The following is a 17,027-nucleotide window of genomic DNA, read 5'->3' as shown; positions in this document are numbered from 1 at the left end:
GGCGATTTTTATCATACGCAACACCCTTACCATATCGCCATGTATGACGGTAAATGCACCCCCGAACAGATTCGTGGTTGGGTAGCTAACCGTTTCTATTACCAAATTAGCATTCCCGTAAAAGATGCCGCGATTATGGCAAACTGCCCTGATCGTGATGTGCGCAGACATTGGGTGCAACGAGTGTTGGATCATGATGGCTACAACGGTGCCGTCGGTGGGATCGAAGCCTGGTTGTGTCTTGGTGAGGCCGTAGGCCTGAGTCGAGAAGAGATCCTCTCCTGTGAGCATGTCCTGCCGGGTGTGCGCTTTGCGGTTGATGCGTATATTAACTTTGCCCGTCGTGCCTCGTGGCAAGAAGCCGCAAGCTCCTCGCTAACCGAGATGTTTGCCCCTACGATTCACCAAAATCGTTTAGATACGTGGCCGCAACATTATCCTTGGATAAAAGATGATGGTTATCAGTACTTTAAAAACCGTCTAACGGAAGCCCGTCGTGATGTGGAGCATGGGTTAGGTATTACCCTAGATCACTACACCACCCGTGAGCAGCAAGAGCGTATGCTTGAGATCCTCCAGTTTAAACTGGATGTCCTCTGGAGCATGCTGGATGCAATGGCCATGGCCTATGAGCTGAAACGTCCACCGTACCATACCGTGACGGATCAACGGGTTTATCACAAAGGGCTATTTAATGAGTGATATTGAGATAACAGCAGCCTCAGTGCCGGTGTTAAATAAGATGTTTCGCTTTCAATGGGAAAAAGCACAGAACTGTTTTGTGTTGCTTTACCCTGAAGGGATGATTCAACTCAACGGTCCCGCTGGAGAGATTCTAGGCTTAGTGGATGGCGAGCGTTCCGTCGCGGCCATTACATCAGAGCTGGAAGCCAAGTTCCCCGATGCGGGTGATCTGAGTGGCGATATTATCGAGTTTCTAGGAGAAGCGCATGGCCAACACTGGATCACCTTGTAACGCACAACCGACACCGCCGATTATTAGCGATGACAAATCTCACGGGCAGCCACTTTGGCTGCTCGCAGAGCTGACCTACAAATGCCCACTGCAATGCCCATACTGCTCGAACCCGCTTGATTTTTCTGACTTTGGTGGTGAACTTACAACCCAGCAATGGCTTGATGTTTTCCAGCAAGGGCGAGATCTGGGGGCGGTTCAGTTGGGTTTTTCAGGCGGTGAGCCTTTAGTACGACAGGACCTGATCCAGCTGATCGGAGGTGCCCATGAGATGGGGTACTACACGAACCTGATCACTTCAGGTGTCGGCCTGAATGAACATAAAATGGCTGAGTTCCAGCAAGCGGGTTTAGACCATATCCAAGTCAGCTTTCAGGCCAGTGATGAATCCGTTAACAGCATGTTATCCGGTTCGAAAAAAGCCTTTGAGCAAAAGCTAAAAATGGCCAAAGAGGTTAAAGCCCAAGGTTATCCGATGGTGCTTAACTTCGTGACCCATCGGCATAATATCGATCGTATCGACCGTATTATAGAGCTGTGTGTTGAACTTGATGCAGACTATGTTGAGTTAGCGACCTGCCAATACTACGGCTGGGCTTATGAAAACGTAGAGCAGCTCCTACCGACCCGTGCGCAACTCGAGCGGGCTGAACGTATTACCAATGAGTATCGTGCCAAACTAGCGGCTGAAGGTAATCCGATCAAACTGATCTTCGTCACGCCCGATTACTACGAAGAGCGCCCTAAAGGCTGCATGAACGGTTGGGGGCAAGTGTTCCTGACGGTTACGCCGGATGGTAAAGCGCTTCCTTGCCATAGTGCACGTATGTTGCCGATCGAGTTCCCCAATGTCACTGAGGTGAGCTTGCAAGAGATCTGGGATACGAGTCCTGGGTTTAATCACTTCCGTGGTAATGCATGGATGAAAGAGCCTTGCCGTAGCTGTGATGAGAAAGATAAAGACTTTGGTGGCTGTCACTGTCAGGCCTTTATGCTGACAGGGGATATGTACAATGCGGATCCGGTCTGTGCTAAGTCGGAGCATCATCACCTGATCGAAGAAGCGCGGGAACGTGCGGAAGCGGTGGTTAATAATCCTGATGAGTTTACCTTCAGAAATGAGCGTAACTCTAAAGTATTTGCTAAGAGTTAATGTTGAAAGCAGATTCGATTCCTAAGTTTAATGAAAAGGCGCGCCCGGGGTTCTGGTCTACAGAACTAAGTGAGCAAAAAGTAGTCAGCGGTAATGTTGAATATAGCCAACTGCGATGCTCATTTGACGGAGTGCCTTACTGGGTAGAGCTTAGGCCCGACGATCACTCCCGCTGTGTTTTATGTTATGAAAAAGAGGGGGCGATCGTTGATGTTACGCCTACAGAATATAGTGTTCGTAGCAAAGTGCATGAGTATGGTGGGCAAAGCTGGTGTTTTGTTGATGAAGGGCTCATTTTCGTCAATGAATATGATCAGCAGCTCTATCTGCAAAAAAACTTATCGGATTCCTTGCCTTCTTGTCAGCAGATCACAGCAGAAATTAATTCTCGTTTTATAGAGCCTGTATGGGATCAGCCTAACCGTCAAATTATAGCGATAGAAGAGCAGCATAACTCTGACAATGTTATCAATCGCCTAGTTGCGATCTCTTTAACTACAGGCAAAGTAAAGTTGCTTCATGAAGGCTATAGTTTTTATAGCTACCCTACACTTAATCCACAGAATAACGAGTTAGCATTTATTGCATGGAATCATCCATTTCAACCTTGGATATCCACGGAGCTGGTTTCTCTTCAACTTAAAGATCTTGCTGTCAGCGTAATAGCAGGGCGGGCGAGCAAAGAGGCTCTATCGCAGCCGCTTTACTGTCCTGATGGGCAGTTATATGTGGTTAGTGATCGTGATGGGTGGTGGAATATCTATCGTTATGACGCTCTTAATGGCGCTTTAGAACCGCATCTGTCCTCTCCTCAGGATATGATCTCTGCACCATGGCAGTCTGGTTTAAGACATTATGCCTGTACAGATTCCGGCATATCGCACCTATTAATCGCACATGAAGGAAGTGAGCTTTACCATCAGGGTTGTCGTGTTAAAAAAGACACGATGAGTTATTTTCACTCATTGCAGGTCTCAAATGGGAAATTATATGCAATAGCTAGCTCTCTAGATCGCTTAGATGCAGTTATTGAGGTCAATGAGTCACTTCAATTTAGGCGTTTAACTGGAGGAGGGGCTCCTTTAGATAAAACGGACTGTTCTGAGCCAAAAGCACGTGTGTTTGGTTCAGGAAAGGATCGTTGCTATGGGTATTTATACCCAGCTAAAAACCATCGTTATAGCGAAAGTGAAGAGAGTAAGCCGCTTGTTGTTTTTCTGCATGGGGGGCCTACAGCCGCTAGCTACCCGGTATTGAATTTAAAACTTCAGTATTGGACACAACGAGGGTTCTCGGTGCTTGACCTCAATTATAGAGGCAGTAGTAATTATGGCCGAAGCTATAGATTAGCGCTTGAGCATGCTTGGGGTGACATTGAAGTTAATGATATTAGCTTAGCGGTTACCTCTTTGATTAATGAAGGTGTTGCGGATCCTAGTGCTGTGTTTATTCGAGGGAATAGCTCGGGAGGATATAGTGCGCTAAATGCCTTATGTCAGCTTGACCTGTTCACTGCTGGAGCAAGCCTCTATGGTGTTACTGATCCGGCGGTGCTGAATGATTGCACCCATAAATTTGAGTCTCATTACCTTGGCTGGTTGATTGGCGATCCTATAGTTGATGCTGAGCGATACAGATCTTTGTCGCCTATTTATCATGCTGCCGATATAGGATCCCCTGTTATCTTTTTTCAGGGCGAAAAAGATAAAGTTGTACTCCCTGAGCAGACTCGCGCTATGGTCGCTGAGCTGAAGGGTAAAGGCGTTGATGTTGAAGCTCATTACTTTAGTGATGAGGGGCACGGCTTTCGTCAGAAAGAGAATGTAGTGTGTGTGCTGGCGGAGGAGCTTAGTTTTTATAGAAAGTACCTGTTCGAACCTCAGTAACACTTCTCTCTATTGTTAGTCTTAACCATCCCTTGTTTTCTTGCCTTCGCTTATTCTGATTTTGTCTATGTTGTTGTATAGCACAACAAGTCGTATCTTACGGATGGAAACTAAAGTATTAGATAAAATCGTTCTGTTGCAGAGCATAAATCACTTCCATTAAGCCTGATAATAGACCTACTAAAGAGCTTACCTAGCTCTTTGCATCCACTCTCTGGTTTGTGAGTTTTCTATCTAAAGCTCTAACCGTCGTACTTCGCCTGCTTTTTAGCAGGCTTTTTTTTGCCTGAAATAACCCCGCCTAATTTTACCTTGCCTTAGATGGTTTATCTTTTGCGGGTTCGATTTATCTAGCGAAGTGTTTTTATAGTATATATCTGTAATCTGAGCTGATACGGCTGCGTTGAGTATGTCGAGGCTTTGTAGCACATGACCTTAAGCGTTAAATGGTTGGCGAGGTTAATGCGAAGGGTTTTGTATAGGTGTCTGTGTAATAAGCGGGAGGATTGGTTCGGCTTGTCGGCGAAGGTTTGCTGGTATTAAAAACAAAGAAGGCCGCGGCTCTGGAGAAGGGGGGACAGAGCGGCGGCCAATGGTTCTAACTTTTAAGCAGGGCTTACCAGCTTAGAGCAGCACCGATTGCGAACTGGTCAACATCTTGACCAGCAGCATTTTCGTACATGTCGTATTCAGCAATGATTTTTAGGTTGCTGTTAACATCATAGAAATATGCGATAGAATCGTTTTCTTGGTCGCCACTGAAGATTGCACCGCTACCGTCGTTTTCACCGTGGGAAAGTACAAAGCGGTGACCGTTGGCTGCATAAGATGCTTGTACAAGGTAACCGTCAGCGTCTGCGTTAGAGGCTGTAGTGAAGTTACCTAGATCGGCTGCAATACCTTCTTGGTCAAAACCGGAAGCTGTAAATTGAAAGCCGCCCATTGCAATGCGTGCGCCATAAGCAATACCAGAAATGCTGCCGCCGTCTACATTCGATTCGCCAGCAACACCACCTAACCATGCGTTAAATTTACCGCCGTCAAAATCAGTTGCGTAAGTACCCTCTGCTTCAAAGCGGGCAGACTGATTTTGGTTTGCATTAATGCTTTCGCCACTATCAGGGTCCATTACACCAACAGCAAGCTGGAAGCCGTTATTTACAGGTGTGCGATATGTAATCTGGGCAACAGGAGTAGCATAAGGGTAACCTGTTGATATGTTACCAAAAGTCACGCCGCCGCTTGAAGGCATTGGAAGACCTGTACCTAGAAGTAGTTCATCAGAGAAAATGTTAGTGCGGGCATATAGACCAAAATCTTTACCGAAAAGAACCTGACCGAAATCACCATCTACAGTACCGTAAAATTGACGAATGTCGATAGCAGTATCAGTCACGCTGTTGTGACCATCATTGATGGAAACCCAGAAAGAAGAGCGGCCACCAAGTTTAAGATCGCCCATCTGCTTAGTTACATTAAAACCGATCCAGTTAGGTAGGAAGCCCATGCGAACACGGCCTTGCTTCTCGTTATTAATTTCGTCATCAGTCTGTACGTAAAACGCGTTAAAATGACCATCTGCTGCGAAAGTAGTGCCATCCTGGTTATACAGTTCAATTGCAGCACTGGCCTGAGTGCTGATTCCCATTGCTACTGCTACTGCTAACAGTTTAGCTTTATTATTTTTCATGTCGCCCCCGGAAATACGGATTTATTTTTTGTTAAACGTTGCAGCGATTATCATGAACTTGATGGTTGAGTTGTATCAGGCAGAAGAACAGATATAGGTAAACCTTAGTGTGCTTGTACCTTTAGTGATTTCGGGTATGATTCTGAAGGTGTGCAGTATTGGGGCGAAGGGGTTATAGACCAGACTAGTACTAAAGGTCCTCTTTATTGTGCGCCTGCATCATTTAGGTGCAGGCTTATTATAAGGTCAAAATATGACTTAATAATGACTAGTAATAAGTATCAGTAAAAGACTTAAGGTACGCTCAAAAACTAATAATAAAATTAAGTGCTTTTTCTACTACGACTTTTTCGTTCTAATTTAACACAGCTTTAAATGCGGTCATAACAATAATGCAGACCTAGCCGTTATTGATGGGTAGGGTATGGTAGTCATGATGAGTAGTGATATCTCCAATCTTAGAAAGTTCGTTTCTCCTGAAATTATTTTTGGGGTCGGGGCGCGCAAATCTGTTGCGAATTATGCGCGAACCTTTGGTGCGCGAAAAGTATTGGTGGTTTCTGATCCAGGTGTTGTTGCCGCCGGGTGGTTAGATGAGATCTGTAATCTTCTATCTGAAGCAGATATAGAATATACAACGTTTACTGAGGTATCGCCCAATCCTCGCGCTAATGAAGTGATGAGTGGAGCGCAGGTGTATCAAGAAGCTCAATGTAATGTCATTGTAGCTATTGGTGGCGGAAGCCCTATGGATTGTGCAAAAGGGATTGGCATTGTCAGCGCCAACGGTAAGCATATCCTTGATTACGAAGGGATCGATACTATTCACTTACCTATACCTCCCTTGATCTTTATCCCCACGACGGCAGGCACATCCGCGGACGTATCTCAGTTCGCTATTATTTCCGATCCTATTGAAAAGATTAAAATATCCATTGTCAGTAAAGCGGTTGTGCCTGATGTGTCACTCATCGATCCTGAAACAACCATAACAATGGATCCATTTTTAAGCGCTTGCACAGGCATTGATGCACTTGTGCACGCAATTGAAGCTTTTGTTTCTACAGGGTCTGGTCCACTAACGGATATGCATGCGCTTGATGCCATGCGACTTATTAATGAAAATATTGTAACTCTAGTTGCCAATCCTTATGACATTAAAACCCGAGAGCAAATTATGCTTGGGTCGATGAAAGCGGGCTTAGCATTTTCTAACGCTATTTTGGGTGCTGTGCATGCGATGTCCCATAGTTTGGGCGGCTATCTAGATCTCCCGCATGGGTTATGTAATGCGATGTTGTTAGAGCATGTTATTGACTTTAATTATAAAGAAGCACACGAGCGTTTTAAAATAGTCGCTGAGACATTAGGGATTGATACGCGAGGTTTAAATACAAAACAGATTCAAAGCCGCCTGATGAATACTGTTATTACATTGAAAAAAGATGTAGGCCTCACTCAAAAGATGGCAGAAACCGGGGTGCATATTAGCGATATACCCATACTTTCTGATCATGCCTTACTTGACCCTTGTATACTTACAAATCCTAGAAAGTCTAACAAGCGAGATGTAGCCGCAGTATATGAAGAAGCACTCTAACGCCGCCAATGATACCCTTACTAATTTGATGGGTTTGGGAAATCATTCCGTCCGGAAAAACTATTATTCTGAACTTGTTAGTAAGCTTGATGAATTAGAACAAGAGAAAAACCGTTACAAATGGTTATTTGAAAATGCCCAGCATGGGATATTTCAAGCGCAGCTAGATGGCGGCATACTCAATGCCAATCCGGCTATAGTCCATATTTGCGGCTATGTATCCTCTAAGGAATTCTGCGATACCGTTACTGATCTTGAATCTTTACTATTTTGCTGCGTAGATGCATATGAAGATTTTAGATATAACCTCGTACAGTCCGGTAAGGTTTCTGGGTTTGAAACCATATTTTTACGTGCGGATGGCCAGTGTATTCACGTTTCTATCAATGCTTTATTAAAAGATAATCAAGGTGAACATCCCACTATTGAAGCTTTTATTAAAGATATAACGGAAAGAAAGAAAACAGAAGGACAGCTAAAGCAATTAAATGAAGAGTTAGAGCTGCGCGTTACAAGCCGAACGCAAGAGCTTGTCTCCCTGAATAATAAGCTTTGGCAAGAGATTAGTGATAGAGAGAAGGCACAGAAAGAGCTTCAAATTGCTAAAGAGGCTGCAGAAGAGGCGAATCGAGGTAAAGATAAGTATTTGGCTGCCGCCAGTCATGATCTGCTTCAACCAATGAACGCTGCTAGGTTACTTATATCAGCATTGCGTGAGCGGAGTTTGCCTCAGCAGGATGGCCATTTAGTTGAGCGCGTACATATGGCATTAGAAAATGCCGAGGATCTTTTAACCGATCTTCTCGATATCTCGAAACTGGATCAAAATGCGGTCACACTGGATGTTAGCTGTTTTAGATTAGATCATCTGCTTCATTCTATGGTTAGTGAATTCCAGCCGGTAGCAGAAGATAAAGGGATAGAGCTGAGATTACAGTCAAGTAGTGTGGTTGTGAAGTCAGATTCAAGGTTACTGCTGCGTATTATTCGCAACCTAATTAGTAATGCGATCAGATATACCCCAGCGGGGAAAGTGCTTGTTGGCTGTCGGCGAAAGAAAGATGTTATTCGCATTCAGGTCTTAGATACAGGTATAGGTATTCCCGACAATAAACTGGACGCTATTTTCAAAGAATTTAATCAACTTGATACGCCTAATGCTAAAGACCGGCAAGGGGTTGGACTTGGTTTGGCGATTGTCGAACGTATAGCCACTATATTAGGGCATGATTTATCTGTTAGATCTGTAGAGGGGAAAGGTTCGATCTTTTCTGTGGATGTGCCTTTTGTTGAGCACTTTTCGGATAGCCCTGAGCTCACGCCATTACATCCCCCGCAAATCAATATGCTTAATGATCTATCTATTTTGGTCATTGATAACGAAGAGAATATTCTTGTCAGCATGGATGCGCTACTCAGCCAATGGGGGTGCAGTATTATTACTGCATCTAGTGCAGAGGAAGCCCTTATACTTTGTCAAGATGAAGAGTTTACGCCTGATGTGATTCTTGCGGACTACCATTTAGATAATGGCTTACTAGGTACTGATGGAATAGCACAAATAAGAGAAAACTACTCTTCATTAATTCCGGCCCTTATTTTGACAGCTGATAGAAGCAGCGAATCGGGTCAGATGTTTAAGGAGATGGGATTGCCTGTTATTAATAAGCCGGTAAAACCAAGTAAACTTCGTGCGCTTTTGACTCACTTATGCCAGTAGATAAGGCCAGCCCTGATAATGTTGTCAATGTTAATTATCATCAACATTTAATGGCATTATCAAATGCTTAGCTCTTTTTTTAAATTTAATTAAAAGGGGACTCAAGTAGTATATTGGTATTGAGTCGCAGGTCCTAGAATGGAAAGAAAAAACCTACTTCCTGAGGATTAGCATTGTGACTAATACACCTGCTTTTATTACTGCTGCATCATTTAGTGCAGACCCCAAAGAGGCAGCTGCAGATCTGGGGCAACAGCTATCAGGAATAGATCTAAAAACGGTTATATTTTTTTGCTCCGCTGAGTATGACCTTCCTTTATTAGCTCAATCCATTAATCAAGTGTTTCAAAATGTTGATGTCTCTGGGTGCACTACAGCAGGGGAGATCACACCTTTAGGTTACGGCCAAGGCTGTATAACTGCTATAGGTTTTAGTTCGACTGATTTCTCTATTCATACCCAATCGATAGAGTGCTTAGATAATTTTAGCCTTACCGATGCTCAAACACTGGTTGATCAATTAATAGCAGGCTGTAGAAAAGCAGACGTAGCTCCAATCAAAGGAAATACCTTTGCACTGACGCTCTTAGATGGGCTATCCATTCAAGAAGAAAATGTGTTAGTTACGTTAAATTCAGCCTTAGGTAGTATCCCTAACTTTGGCGGTTCAGCTGCTGATGATATTCATCACTATAAAACCCATGTCTTTTATAATGGTGAATTCCACACCGACGCGGCAGTGATCATGATGGTGAATACGGCTTATGAGTTTGAAGTATTTAGTACTCACCATATGCAACATAAAGACATTAAATTAGTTGTCACCGCTGCTGATGTAGATGCCCGTTGTGTGTATGAGTTAAATGCGGAACCCGCAGCCTCAGTATACGCCGATGCTATAGGTCTCTCTGTTGAGGAGTTAAATCATCAAGTATTCGCATTAAACCCAATCGCTGTAAAGCTGGGTGATGAATACTATGTTCGTTCTATACAGCAAGTTACTGATGATTTAAGCCTCAAATTTTACTGTGCAGTAGAAAACGGCATAGTGCTGACAATTATGGATGCAAAAGATCTTGTTGTAGATCTTATTCAAACACTGGACTCCATTGAAGAAAAAATAGGTAAGCCGCAATTAATTATTGGTTGTGATTGCTTTCTAAGGCGTATGGAATGTGAAATTAAGGGTTATTCTGATGAAGTTTCCGAGCTGTTAAAAAAGCACAATGTTATTGGCTTCAACACCTACGGAGAACAGATGGAAGGGCTACATATAAACCAGACCTTCACTGCGGTAGCGATAGGGAGAAATCGCAATGAGTGATGAAAGCCTTGAATCTCAAGTACAGCGTTTAGAAGAAGAGAATCGCAAGCTTCGTAAAATCAACAGTGTGCTTATTGAGCGTGTAGAGGCCGGTGGTAGTCAAGGGGCGAATCCCTACTCAGCGTTTGAGCATTCCGTTGTGCTTGCTGAGCAAGTAAGGGAACGAACCGATGCGCTACACAGTGTTTTATCTGAATTAAAAGCAAGTCATCGAGATCTAAAAGAAGCTAATGATCAAGCCGCTTTAGCTAACCAACGTGTGGTTGATGCAATCGAAAGTATTTCTGATGCCTTTGTTTTATTTGATCAAGAACGGAAAATTGTTCTCTTCAATAGCAAATTTAGCAATGTTTGGGAATCAACAGGCCTTGATGTAAAAACAGGCACGACTATTCAAGATATTACTCGTCTCGCAAGAATGAGCGGCTTAATTGATGAGGAGTACCCGGCAACCAATAGTGGCAGTAAAGTTTATCGTTTAAGTGATGGCCGTTGGGTGCAGATGTCAGAACGACCAACCCAAGATGGTGGTTTAGTTATTCTCTATACTGATATTACCGCGATTAAAGAACGGGAAACCGCTGATAGAGAACAAGCGCTAGCTCAAAAAACTAAACTACTGCAACGTACAGTTGATAACCTTTCTCAAGGGGTTGTATTAGTAACGCCGGAGGGAAGGGTTGAGCTATGGAATGATCGCTTTCTTGATCTAATGGGTGTAGATGCCGAGCAGGTTGAGTCTTATCCTCCATTTGCTGCACTTATGTTGGATAATCATGCCATCCTTCAACATGCACTGACGGCCGCACAGCAGGGTGAAGTTTTAGCCTCTGAACAGACGGGGCGGTTAGGTCAAGTTATTGAAGTGCGAACCCACCCTATGCCTCAGGGAGGATTTGTAAATACCTACACAGATATTACTGAGCGCCATCGTTATGCAGAATCTCTGCGACAAAGTGAGCAATGGATACGCCTAATTACAGATAACGTTCCAGCCTTGATCGCTTACCTAGATAAGAATTTACATTATCTATTTACCAACAAAGTTTATAACGAATGGTTTGGTAAACCCCACGGTATGCTCAATGGAGAAAGCATTCATGAGGTTTATACTGACGATCAGTATGCAGAGGTAGAGCCTTATGTTGAGAGGGCTTTATCAGGTGAAAGTGTAACTTTCGAGGTTTGGCAGACAAACGCTAGAGGCGAGCAACGCTATATGCTCAAATCTTATGTAGCGAATATTGATAAGGACGGTCAGCCGGATGGCTTCTTTGTTATGATTCGCGATATAACCGAACGTAGACGCTCAGCGGAAGCTTTAGAACTGTCCCATCAGCTACTAGAGCAGCGCGTTGAAGAGAGAACCTCGGCGCTTACAGCGCTTAACAATCAGCTTCGCTCAGAGATTACAGAAAGAGCGGGGGTCGAAGCACGGCTCCGAGAAGCTAAAAAAGAAGCCGATCAAGCGAATCTATCTAAAACAAAGTTCCTTGCTGCCGTTAGTCATGATCTTTTACAGCCGTTAAATGCCGCTCGTTTATTTTCTGGGGCATTATCGGAGCAGATTAAAGACCCTAGAAACTATAATCTTGTCCAATCGGTATCCAACTCATTAGATGATGTGGAATCCTTATTACGAACATTAGTTGATATATCTAAGCTTGATGCCGGTGTAGTTAAAGCTGACGTTGTTAATTTTAGTATACAAGGGCTTTTTGATACTTTAGCCGCGGAGTTTTCACAGTTAGCGGGGGCTGAAGGCTTAGGTTTTAAATGTGTTCATAGTGATGCTGTTATTCGCTCAGATTCTCAATTACTGGCACGTATACTGCGTAATTTCCTGACTAATGCTATTCGTTACACTAAACAAGGGCGATTATTATTAGGGTGCCGACATACCGCTGAAACCTTATGGATAGAGGTGTGGGATACAGGTTCTGGTATCCCTAAAGAAAAATTGGTTGAGATCTTTCAAGAGTTTAAACGACTACAGGAGGATCAACCTGGGCAAGAGAAAGGCTTAGGCTTAGGGCTTGCTATAGTTGATAAAATATCGAGGGTGCTGGGCCATAAAATTAGAGTGTCCTCAATTGAAGGAAAAGGTTCTGTATTTGCGGTGGAGGTGCCGAAAGCGCAACAGCTTCTTCCTAATGTGGCGACCGGCCCACAAATACCAATGATTACTGAACGTTTAGTGGATGCAGATGTATGGCTTATAGATAATGATGCGGCTATTTGTGAAGCAATGGAGACTCTGCTAACAGGTTGGGGGTGTAATATTGTCACAGCGCTATCTTTAGATGATTTAAGGTCGCAAGTAAATTTCCATAATGATTCAGTTGATATTTTGATTGCCGACTACCATTTAGACAATGGCGAAAATGGACTTAATGCGGCAAAAATAGTCACGAGTGAAGTACCGCATAATCTTCCCGTTTTGATGATAACCGCCAATTACAGTAAAGAGTTAAATCAGGAGATACGCGATCTTGACTATATGTTGGTCAACAAGCCGGTTAAACCACTTAAACTAAAAACAACGCTGATTCATATGCTTGGTTCATAGTTTTAAAACGTTGTCCTATAAAACAAAAAAAAACCGCATTTGCGGTTTTTTTATATCAACAGGAAAATTTGTTTAGGATTAACGTTTTAAATACTCGTTAAAATCAATATTACCAGCAGATAGCACTGCTTGGATGCGGTTATGAACACCGAGTTTACGCAAAATAGCGGAGACATGTGCTTTTACGGTTGTTTCAGCAATATTCAAGTTGTAAGCGATCTGTTTATTTGATTCGCCTTTTGACATGCGCTCAAGAACTAAAAGCTGACGACGGGTTAAGGATGAGAGCAGTTCTGGAGGGATCTGGTTGTCATCTTTGCGGTGCATCCTTTTATTATCAGGCTGACTTGCTCGAATAATATCAGATGGGAGGTATACATTGCCGGCAAGAATCTGTCGTAAAGCATCTGTCATCTGCTCACGAGGCGATGATTTAGTGATAAATCCAACTGCACCGTAAGTGATAGCTTGAAGTACGATCTGCTTATCTTCTTCTGCCGAAACAATAACGACTGGAACAGTAGGCAGATCATTTCTTAATGTTATTAAACCATTCAAGCCATTCATGCCCGGCATATTAAGGTCTAGTAAAATCAAGTCGAGATCTTCTTCTCCTTGTGCAATCTCCAACGCGCTCTCAAGATCTTCTGTTTCGAGTGTTTTGCAGTCGTCAAAGCTATTTGCTATTACATTAATGATAGCTTCACGAAATAGCGGGTGGTCGTCTGCGATTAGGATCTTGTACACAATGCTTCTCCAATCTCATTATATTTATTATAAACACCGAAATCAGTGCTATAGGTCATCTTGGGCTTTCTGTTCCTGCATACCAACACTGTAAGGGTAATTTTCAAGTTATGTTACAACTTTGTTGTATAGTTTCAATTTATTATTCAATAACTGGTGTTAATGGTCATCTTGTGGCTGAAACGGAATCGGTTGAGCAACTGAGGTTTCCATATTGTTTTCAATCCAACCATCAGACCCGTTTCTATACCAATATAACCTGCTATAACCCCATGAGGATGCGCGTTTTAGGGCATTCCATGACATCCAACAATCAGCTCTGCAGTATATAACGATAGGGCGCTGCTTGTTTCCTGCTGTAATTTTCGTTAGGTTCGAGCGGAAATATTCTTCCCACTCAGGTTCTAACTCACCACGTCCTACGTTTGGCAGCCAGAGGCTGCCGGGAATATGTAATCTAGGCTCTTTTTGGATAAAGACGCGGTTCCATAAAAGAGGTTGAACATCCAACAAAACAACATTTTTGTCTTTCTCAAGTAAGGCTAATAATGTTGATAGCGTTAAGGTCTCTGCATGTTCACTACTGTTGGGGGTTGGGCTTCGATATCGAAACAGCCGATAACCATCTACATTAAATAGTCCAAAGTCATCATCACTCTCTTCCACATAGGCATCAGAATTTGTCGCAGCGACAGCGATCGTTGATCCCAACATAAATAGAGTTACTAAGCACAATCGGAGTAATAAAATAGTCAATTACCTGTCATTCTTTTTATGCCTCTATTACAACCTGCGAAAGTCTTGGTCAAAATCCTACCATCGAGCAAAAAAACAGGTACGAAAGTACTATTTTTACACACAGCCTAGCAGCATATGTTGGTTAAGGGCTTTATAGCATCTATTTTATTCAGAATCACAGGCATTCCATGCGTATTTCTTTCCGGTTAATTCTTTCTAGTATTTTAATTATTTTTACAACACATCTAGCGGCAAAGGAGCCGTTACCGACGGTGCGCGTTACTGTCATTGCTTCCGGTACTGTTAACTGGGAATTACAACACCTAAAAAATAAGCAACTCGACCATAACAACGGCTTTAATCTCGTTATTGATCCCGTTGCCAGTTTATCTGCCGCGAGAATCGCAATCACTTCAGGTAATGCAGACTTTATCGTTTCTGATTGGTTGTGGGTTACTGAGCGAAATATGAAAGGAGCTAATTTGAGGTTTATCCCATTTTCTCAACAAATAGGGAGCATTATCGCTGCAAAAGGCAGCAATATACTCAATTTTTCAGATTTAAAAGGTAAACGTGTTGGTATTGCTGGAGGGCCATTGAATAAAGGTTGGGTATTGCTACGTGCTGCGGCAAAGAAGGAGGGGATCGACCTTCAGAATGATGTAAAAATACAGTTTGGAGCGCCCCCACTGCTAAATCAGGCACTGAGAAGTGGTCAGTTAGATATGCTTGCAACATTTTGGCATTACGGCGCTCGATTGGAAGCGGAGGGGTACAGTAAGTTATATAGCCTTAAGGACGTTATGAAAGGGTTAGGATTAACCAGTGATATTCCTATGCTGGGTTACCTCTTTAATCAATCTTTAGAAGATCAGCACCCGACATTGGTTGCGGGTTTTTATCGGGCAGTTAAGCAGGCAAAAGCGCAACTGGCTATAGATGATGAAGCATGGACAGCGCTTCGACCTTTAATGAAAGCAGAGAATGATGCTATCTATCAGGGACTTGTTGCAGGTTATCGAGCCGGTATCCCTAGCGATATTACGCAAGAGCAGATTGAGGATGCTGTGAACTTTTATCAAATAATTGATGAGCTTAAACCATACCCCTCAGGCACCCAGCTCAATCCTGAGCTTTTTTATAAGGGGTTGTAATGAAAAGTAGTAGATTTAGTGACCAGGTCATTGCCCTTACTTGTTTGCTGGCGGGGTGGTGGCTAGTCGCCTCATTTGTATCTAGCCCTCTTTTACCTGCACCTTTAGAGGTATTTGAAGCATTAAGCAAAGAGTTCAGAGAGCAGCGTTTAGTTGAAAGCTTATTAGTGACTTTGCAACGCGTCGTAATTAGCTTTGTCTTCGCGATGCTACTGGGTGGCATTATTGGTGTTTTAATGGGCCGATTTCGTCTTGTTAACCGTATTCTCGACCCTATTTTAATTATTCTGTTAAACATTCCAGCACTCGTTGTCATTATTTTGCTTTATATCTGGTTTGGCCTTGTTGAGGTTGCGGCAGTTGCAGCCGTGATTATTAATAAGTTACCTAATGTTGCAGTTACTCTCCGAGAAGGAGGGCGCATGTTTGACCACGAGTTGGAAGAGATGTCAGTTATGTATAAATTTAGCTTCCAGCAGAAGCTAGTCCATATCTGGTGGCCTCAGCTGTTCCCATACATCATGATTGCAACGCGAAGCGGCCTTGCCCTTATTTGGAAGATTGTCTTGGTAGTGGAGCTGTTAGGACGTTCTAATGGCGTAGGCTTTCAACTACATTTAGCTTTTCAGTCATTTGATGTTGCTACTATATTGGCTTATAGCTTAGCTTTTATCTCTGTGGTCCAGTTAATTGAATGGTTTATTTTACAGCCTTTAGATAGAAAGGCGTCTCGTTGGCAGAAGGGTAGTAGCCATGTTTGAGTTTCATGTAGAAGGGCTAACCTTGTCCCAAAGACAGATCCTGTCAGCCCTAAATATTAAGATAAATTCAGGGGAAACTCATTGCCTTTTAGGGCCATCAGGTAGTGGCAAAACGACCTTGCTTAATTTAATGGCAGGTTTAGAGCAGGAGAATGTTGTAACGATTAAGGGGGAAGCTAAGAAAGACAACTATTGGTCGCCTCATAAACCGGAAATAGGCTATCTATTCCAGCAGCCGCGCCTGCTACCTTGGCGAACAATTATGCAGAATTTATTGCTGGTTGAGCCTGATAAAGAGGTCGTACTTAAGCTATTACATGAGGTGAAGCTGCAAGACTATGCGGATTACTACCCATCTAAGATATCTTTAGGTATGGCGCGTAGGGTTGCGCTTGTGCGCTGCTTATTACTTGAGCCTGAGCTAGTCTTGATGGATGAGCCTCTTACCTCACTCGACCTTCCTACTGCACGAGAGATGAGGGGCTTAATAAAACGCTTGGTTTGTGATCACCCAACTCGTAGTATGCTCTACGTAACACATGACTTAGATGAAGCTCTTGAACTTAGTGATAGGGTTTCTGTCTTAGGTAATTCGCCGGCCCAAGTAATCTATAACAGCAGGATTGATGATATATCTCGTAATGAGCTTGAGGCGTTATTAAAACATTAGGTTACTTTGGTAACTGAATGATCTAAAAGAATAAAAACG

Annotated in this window: 14 protein-coding genes; 11 read left to right on the top strand and 3 right to left on the bottom strand. The window is 43.1% G+C overall.

The annotated features are described in order from the left end of the window. The 4 genes from pqqC to Q4492_RS11580 form a co-directional block, all read left to right on the top strand. Positions 1-702, top strand: a 702-nt coding sequence (gene pqqC / locus Q4492_RS11595) for a pyrroloquinoline-quinone synthase PqqC (protein WP_303418075.1), incomplete at its 5' end; no start/stop codon positions are given. After that, on the top strand, positions 695-976 hold the full coding sequence (gene pqqD / locus Q4492_RS11590) for a pyrroloquinoline quinone biosynthesis peptide chaperone PqqD (protein ID WP_303418073.1): 282 nt from the start codon (positions 695-697) through the stop codon (positions 974-976). The genes pqqC and pqqD, both read left to right, overlap by 8 nt. Next, entirely contained in the window at positions 951-2,129 is a 1,179-nt protein-coding gene (pqqE, locus tag Q4492_RS11585) for a pyrroloquinoline quinone biosynthesis protein PqqE (RefSeq protein ID WP_303418071.1), read from the top strand. The genes pqqD and pqqE overlap by 26 nt, the downstream gene beginning before the upstream one ends. Continuing rightward, entirely contained in the window at positions 2,129-4,015 is a 1,887-nt protein-coding gene (locus tag Q4492_RS11580) for a S9 family peptidase (RefSeq protein ID WP_303418069.1), read from the top strand. The genes pqqE and Q4492_RS11580 overlap by 1 nt, the downstream gene beginning before the upstream one ends. Positions 4,016-4,631: 616 nt before the next feature. Here Q4492_RS11580 and Q4492_RS11575 read toward each other — a convergent pair. Then, positions 4,632-5,705 carry a porin gene (locus Q4492_RS11575; protein ID WP_303418067.1) on the bottom strand — a complete coding sequence of 358 codons (1,074 nt, stop codon included), beginning with the start codon at positions 5,703-5,705 and terminating at the stop codon, positions 4,632-4,634. 433 nt (positions 5,706-6,138) lie between these two features. Between Q4492_RS11575 and ercA the strand changes: the two genes are divergently transcribed. From ercA to Q4492_RS11555, 4 genes are all read left to right on the top strand, one after another. Continuing rightward, positions 6,139-7,305 (top strand): alcohol dehydrogenase-like regulatory protein ErcA, encoded by a 1,167-nt coding sequence (ercA, locus tag Q4492_RS11570; RefSeq protein ID WP_303418065.1) that lies wholly within the window; start codon positions 6,139-6,141, stop codon positions 7,303-7,305. Continuing rightward, positions 7,289-9,025 carry a NahK/ErcS family hybrid sensor histidine kinase/response regulator gene (locus Q4492_RS11565; protein WP_303418063.1) on the top strand — a complete coding sequence of 579 codons (1,737 nt, stop codon included), beginning with the start codon at positions 7,289-7,291 and terminating at the stop codon, positions 9,023-9,025. The genes ercA and Q4492_RS11565 overlap by 17 nt, the downstream gene beginning before the upstream one ends. Positions 9,026-9,200: 175 nt before the next feature. After that, entirely contained in the window at positions 9,201-10,349 is a 1,149-nt protein-coding gene (gene nosP, locus Q4492_RS11560; protein ID WP_303418061.1) for a nitric oxide-sensing protein NosP, read from the top strand. Then, positions 10,342-12,918, top strand: coding sequence for a PAS domain-containing hybrid sensor histidine kinase/response regulator (locus Q4492_RS11555; protein ID WP_303418059.1), 2,577 nt, complete (start codon positions 10,342-10,344; stop codon positions 12,916-12,918). The genes nosP and Q4492_RS11555 overlap by 8 nt, the downstream gene beginning before the upstream one ends. A gap of 78 nt (positions 12,919-12,996) precedes the next feature. Here Q4492_RS11555 and Q4492_RS11550 read toward each other — a convergent pair whose 3' ends face one another. Continuing rightward, complete coding sequence (locus tag Q4492_RS11550) at positions 12,997-13,665, bottom strand: response regulator transcription factor (protein WP_067864586.1); 669 nt, start codon at positions 13,663-13,665, stop codon at positions 12,997-12,999. 159 nt (positions 13,666-13,824) lie between these two features. Continuing rightward, the gene (locus tag Q4492_RS11545) at positions 13,825-14,379 is read right to left on the bottom strand and encodes a rhodanese-like domain-containing protein (RefSeq protein ID WP_303418056.1); all 555 of its coding nucleotides are present in this window, start codon (positions 14,377-14,379) and stop codon (positions 13,825-13,827) included. Positions 14,380-14,591: 212 nt separating this feature from the next. On the opposite strand from Q4492_RS11545, the gene Q4492_RS11540 reads away from it, so the two are divergent. The 3 genes from Q4492_RS11540 to Q4492_RS11530 are packed head-to-tail and all read left to right on the top strand — an operon-like array spanning position 14,592 to position 16,988. Then, on the top strand, positions 14,592-15,557 hold the full coding sequence (locus Q4492_RS11540; protein ID WP_303418055.1) for an ABC transporter substrate-binding protein: 966 nt from the start codon (positions 14,592-14,594) through the stop codon (positions 15,555-15,557). Then, positions 15,557-16,318: an ABC transporter permease gene (locus tag Q4492_RS11535; protein WP_303418053.1), complete on the top strand. Its 762-nt coding sequence runs from the start codon at positions 15,557-15,559 to the stop codon at positions 16,316-16,318. The genes Q4492_RS11540 and Q4492_RS11535 overlap by 1 nt, the downstream gene beginning before the upstream one ends. Beyond that, entirely contained in the window at positions 16,311-16,988 is a 678-nt protein-coding gene (locus Q4492_RS11530) for an ABC transporter ATP-binding protein (RefSeq protein WP_303418051.1), read from the top strand. The genes Q4492_RS11535 and Q4492_RS11530 overlap by 8 nt, the downstream gene beginning before the upstream one ends. The last annotated feature ends 39 nt before the right edge of the window (positions 16,989-17,027 follow it).

It is taken from the genome of Neptuniibacter sp. 1_MG-2023 (assembly GCF_030547185.1).
In the GTDB taxonomy this organism is placed as follows: Bacteria; Pseudomonadota; Gammaproteobacteria; order Pseudomonadales; family Balneatricaceae; genus Neptuniibacter.
Note: the sequence above shows the minus strand (reverse complement) of the source record. Positions and strands in the feature narration are given on the sequence as shown.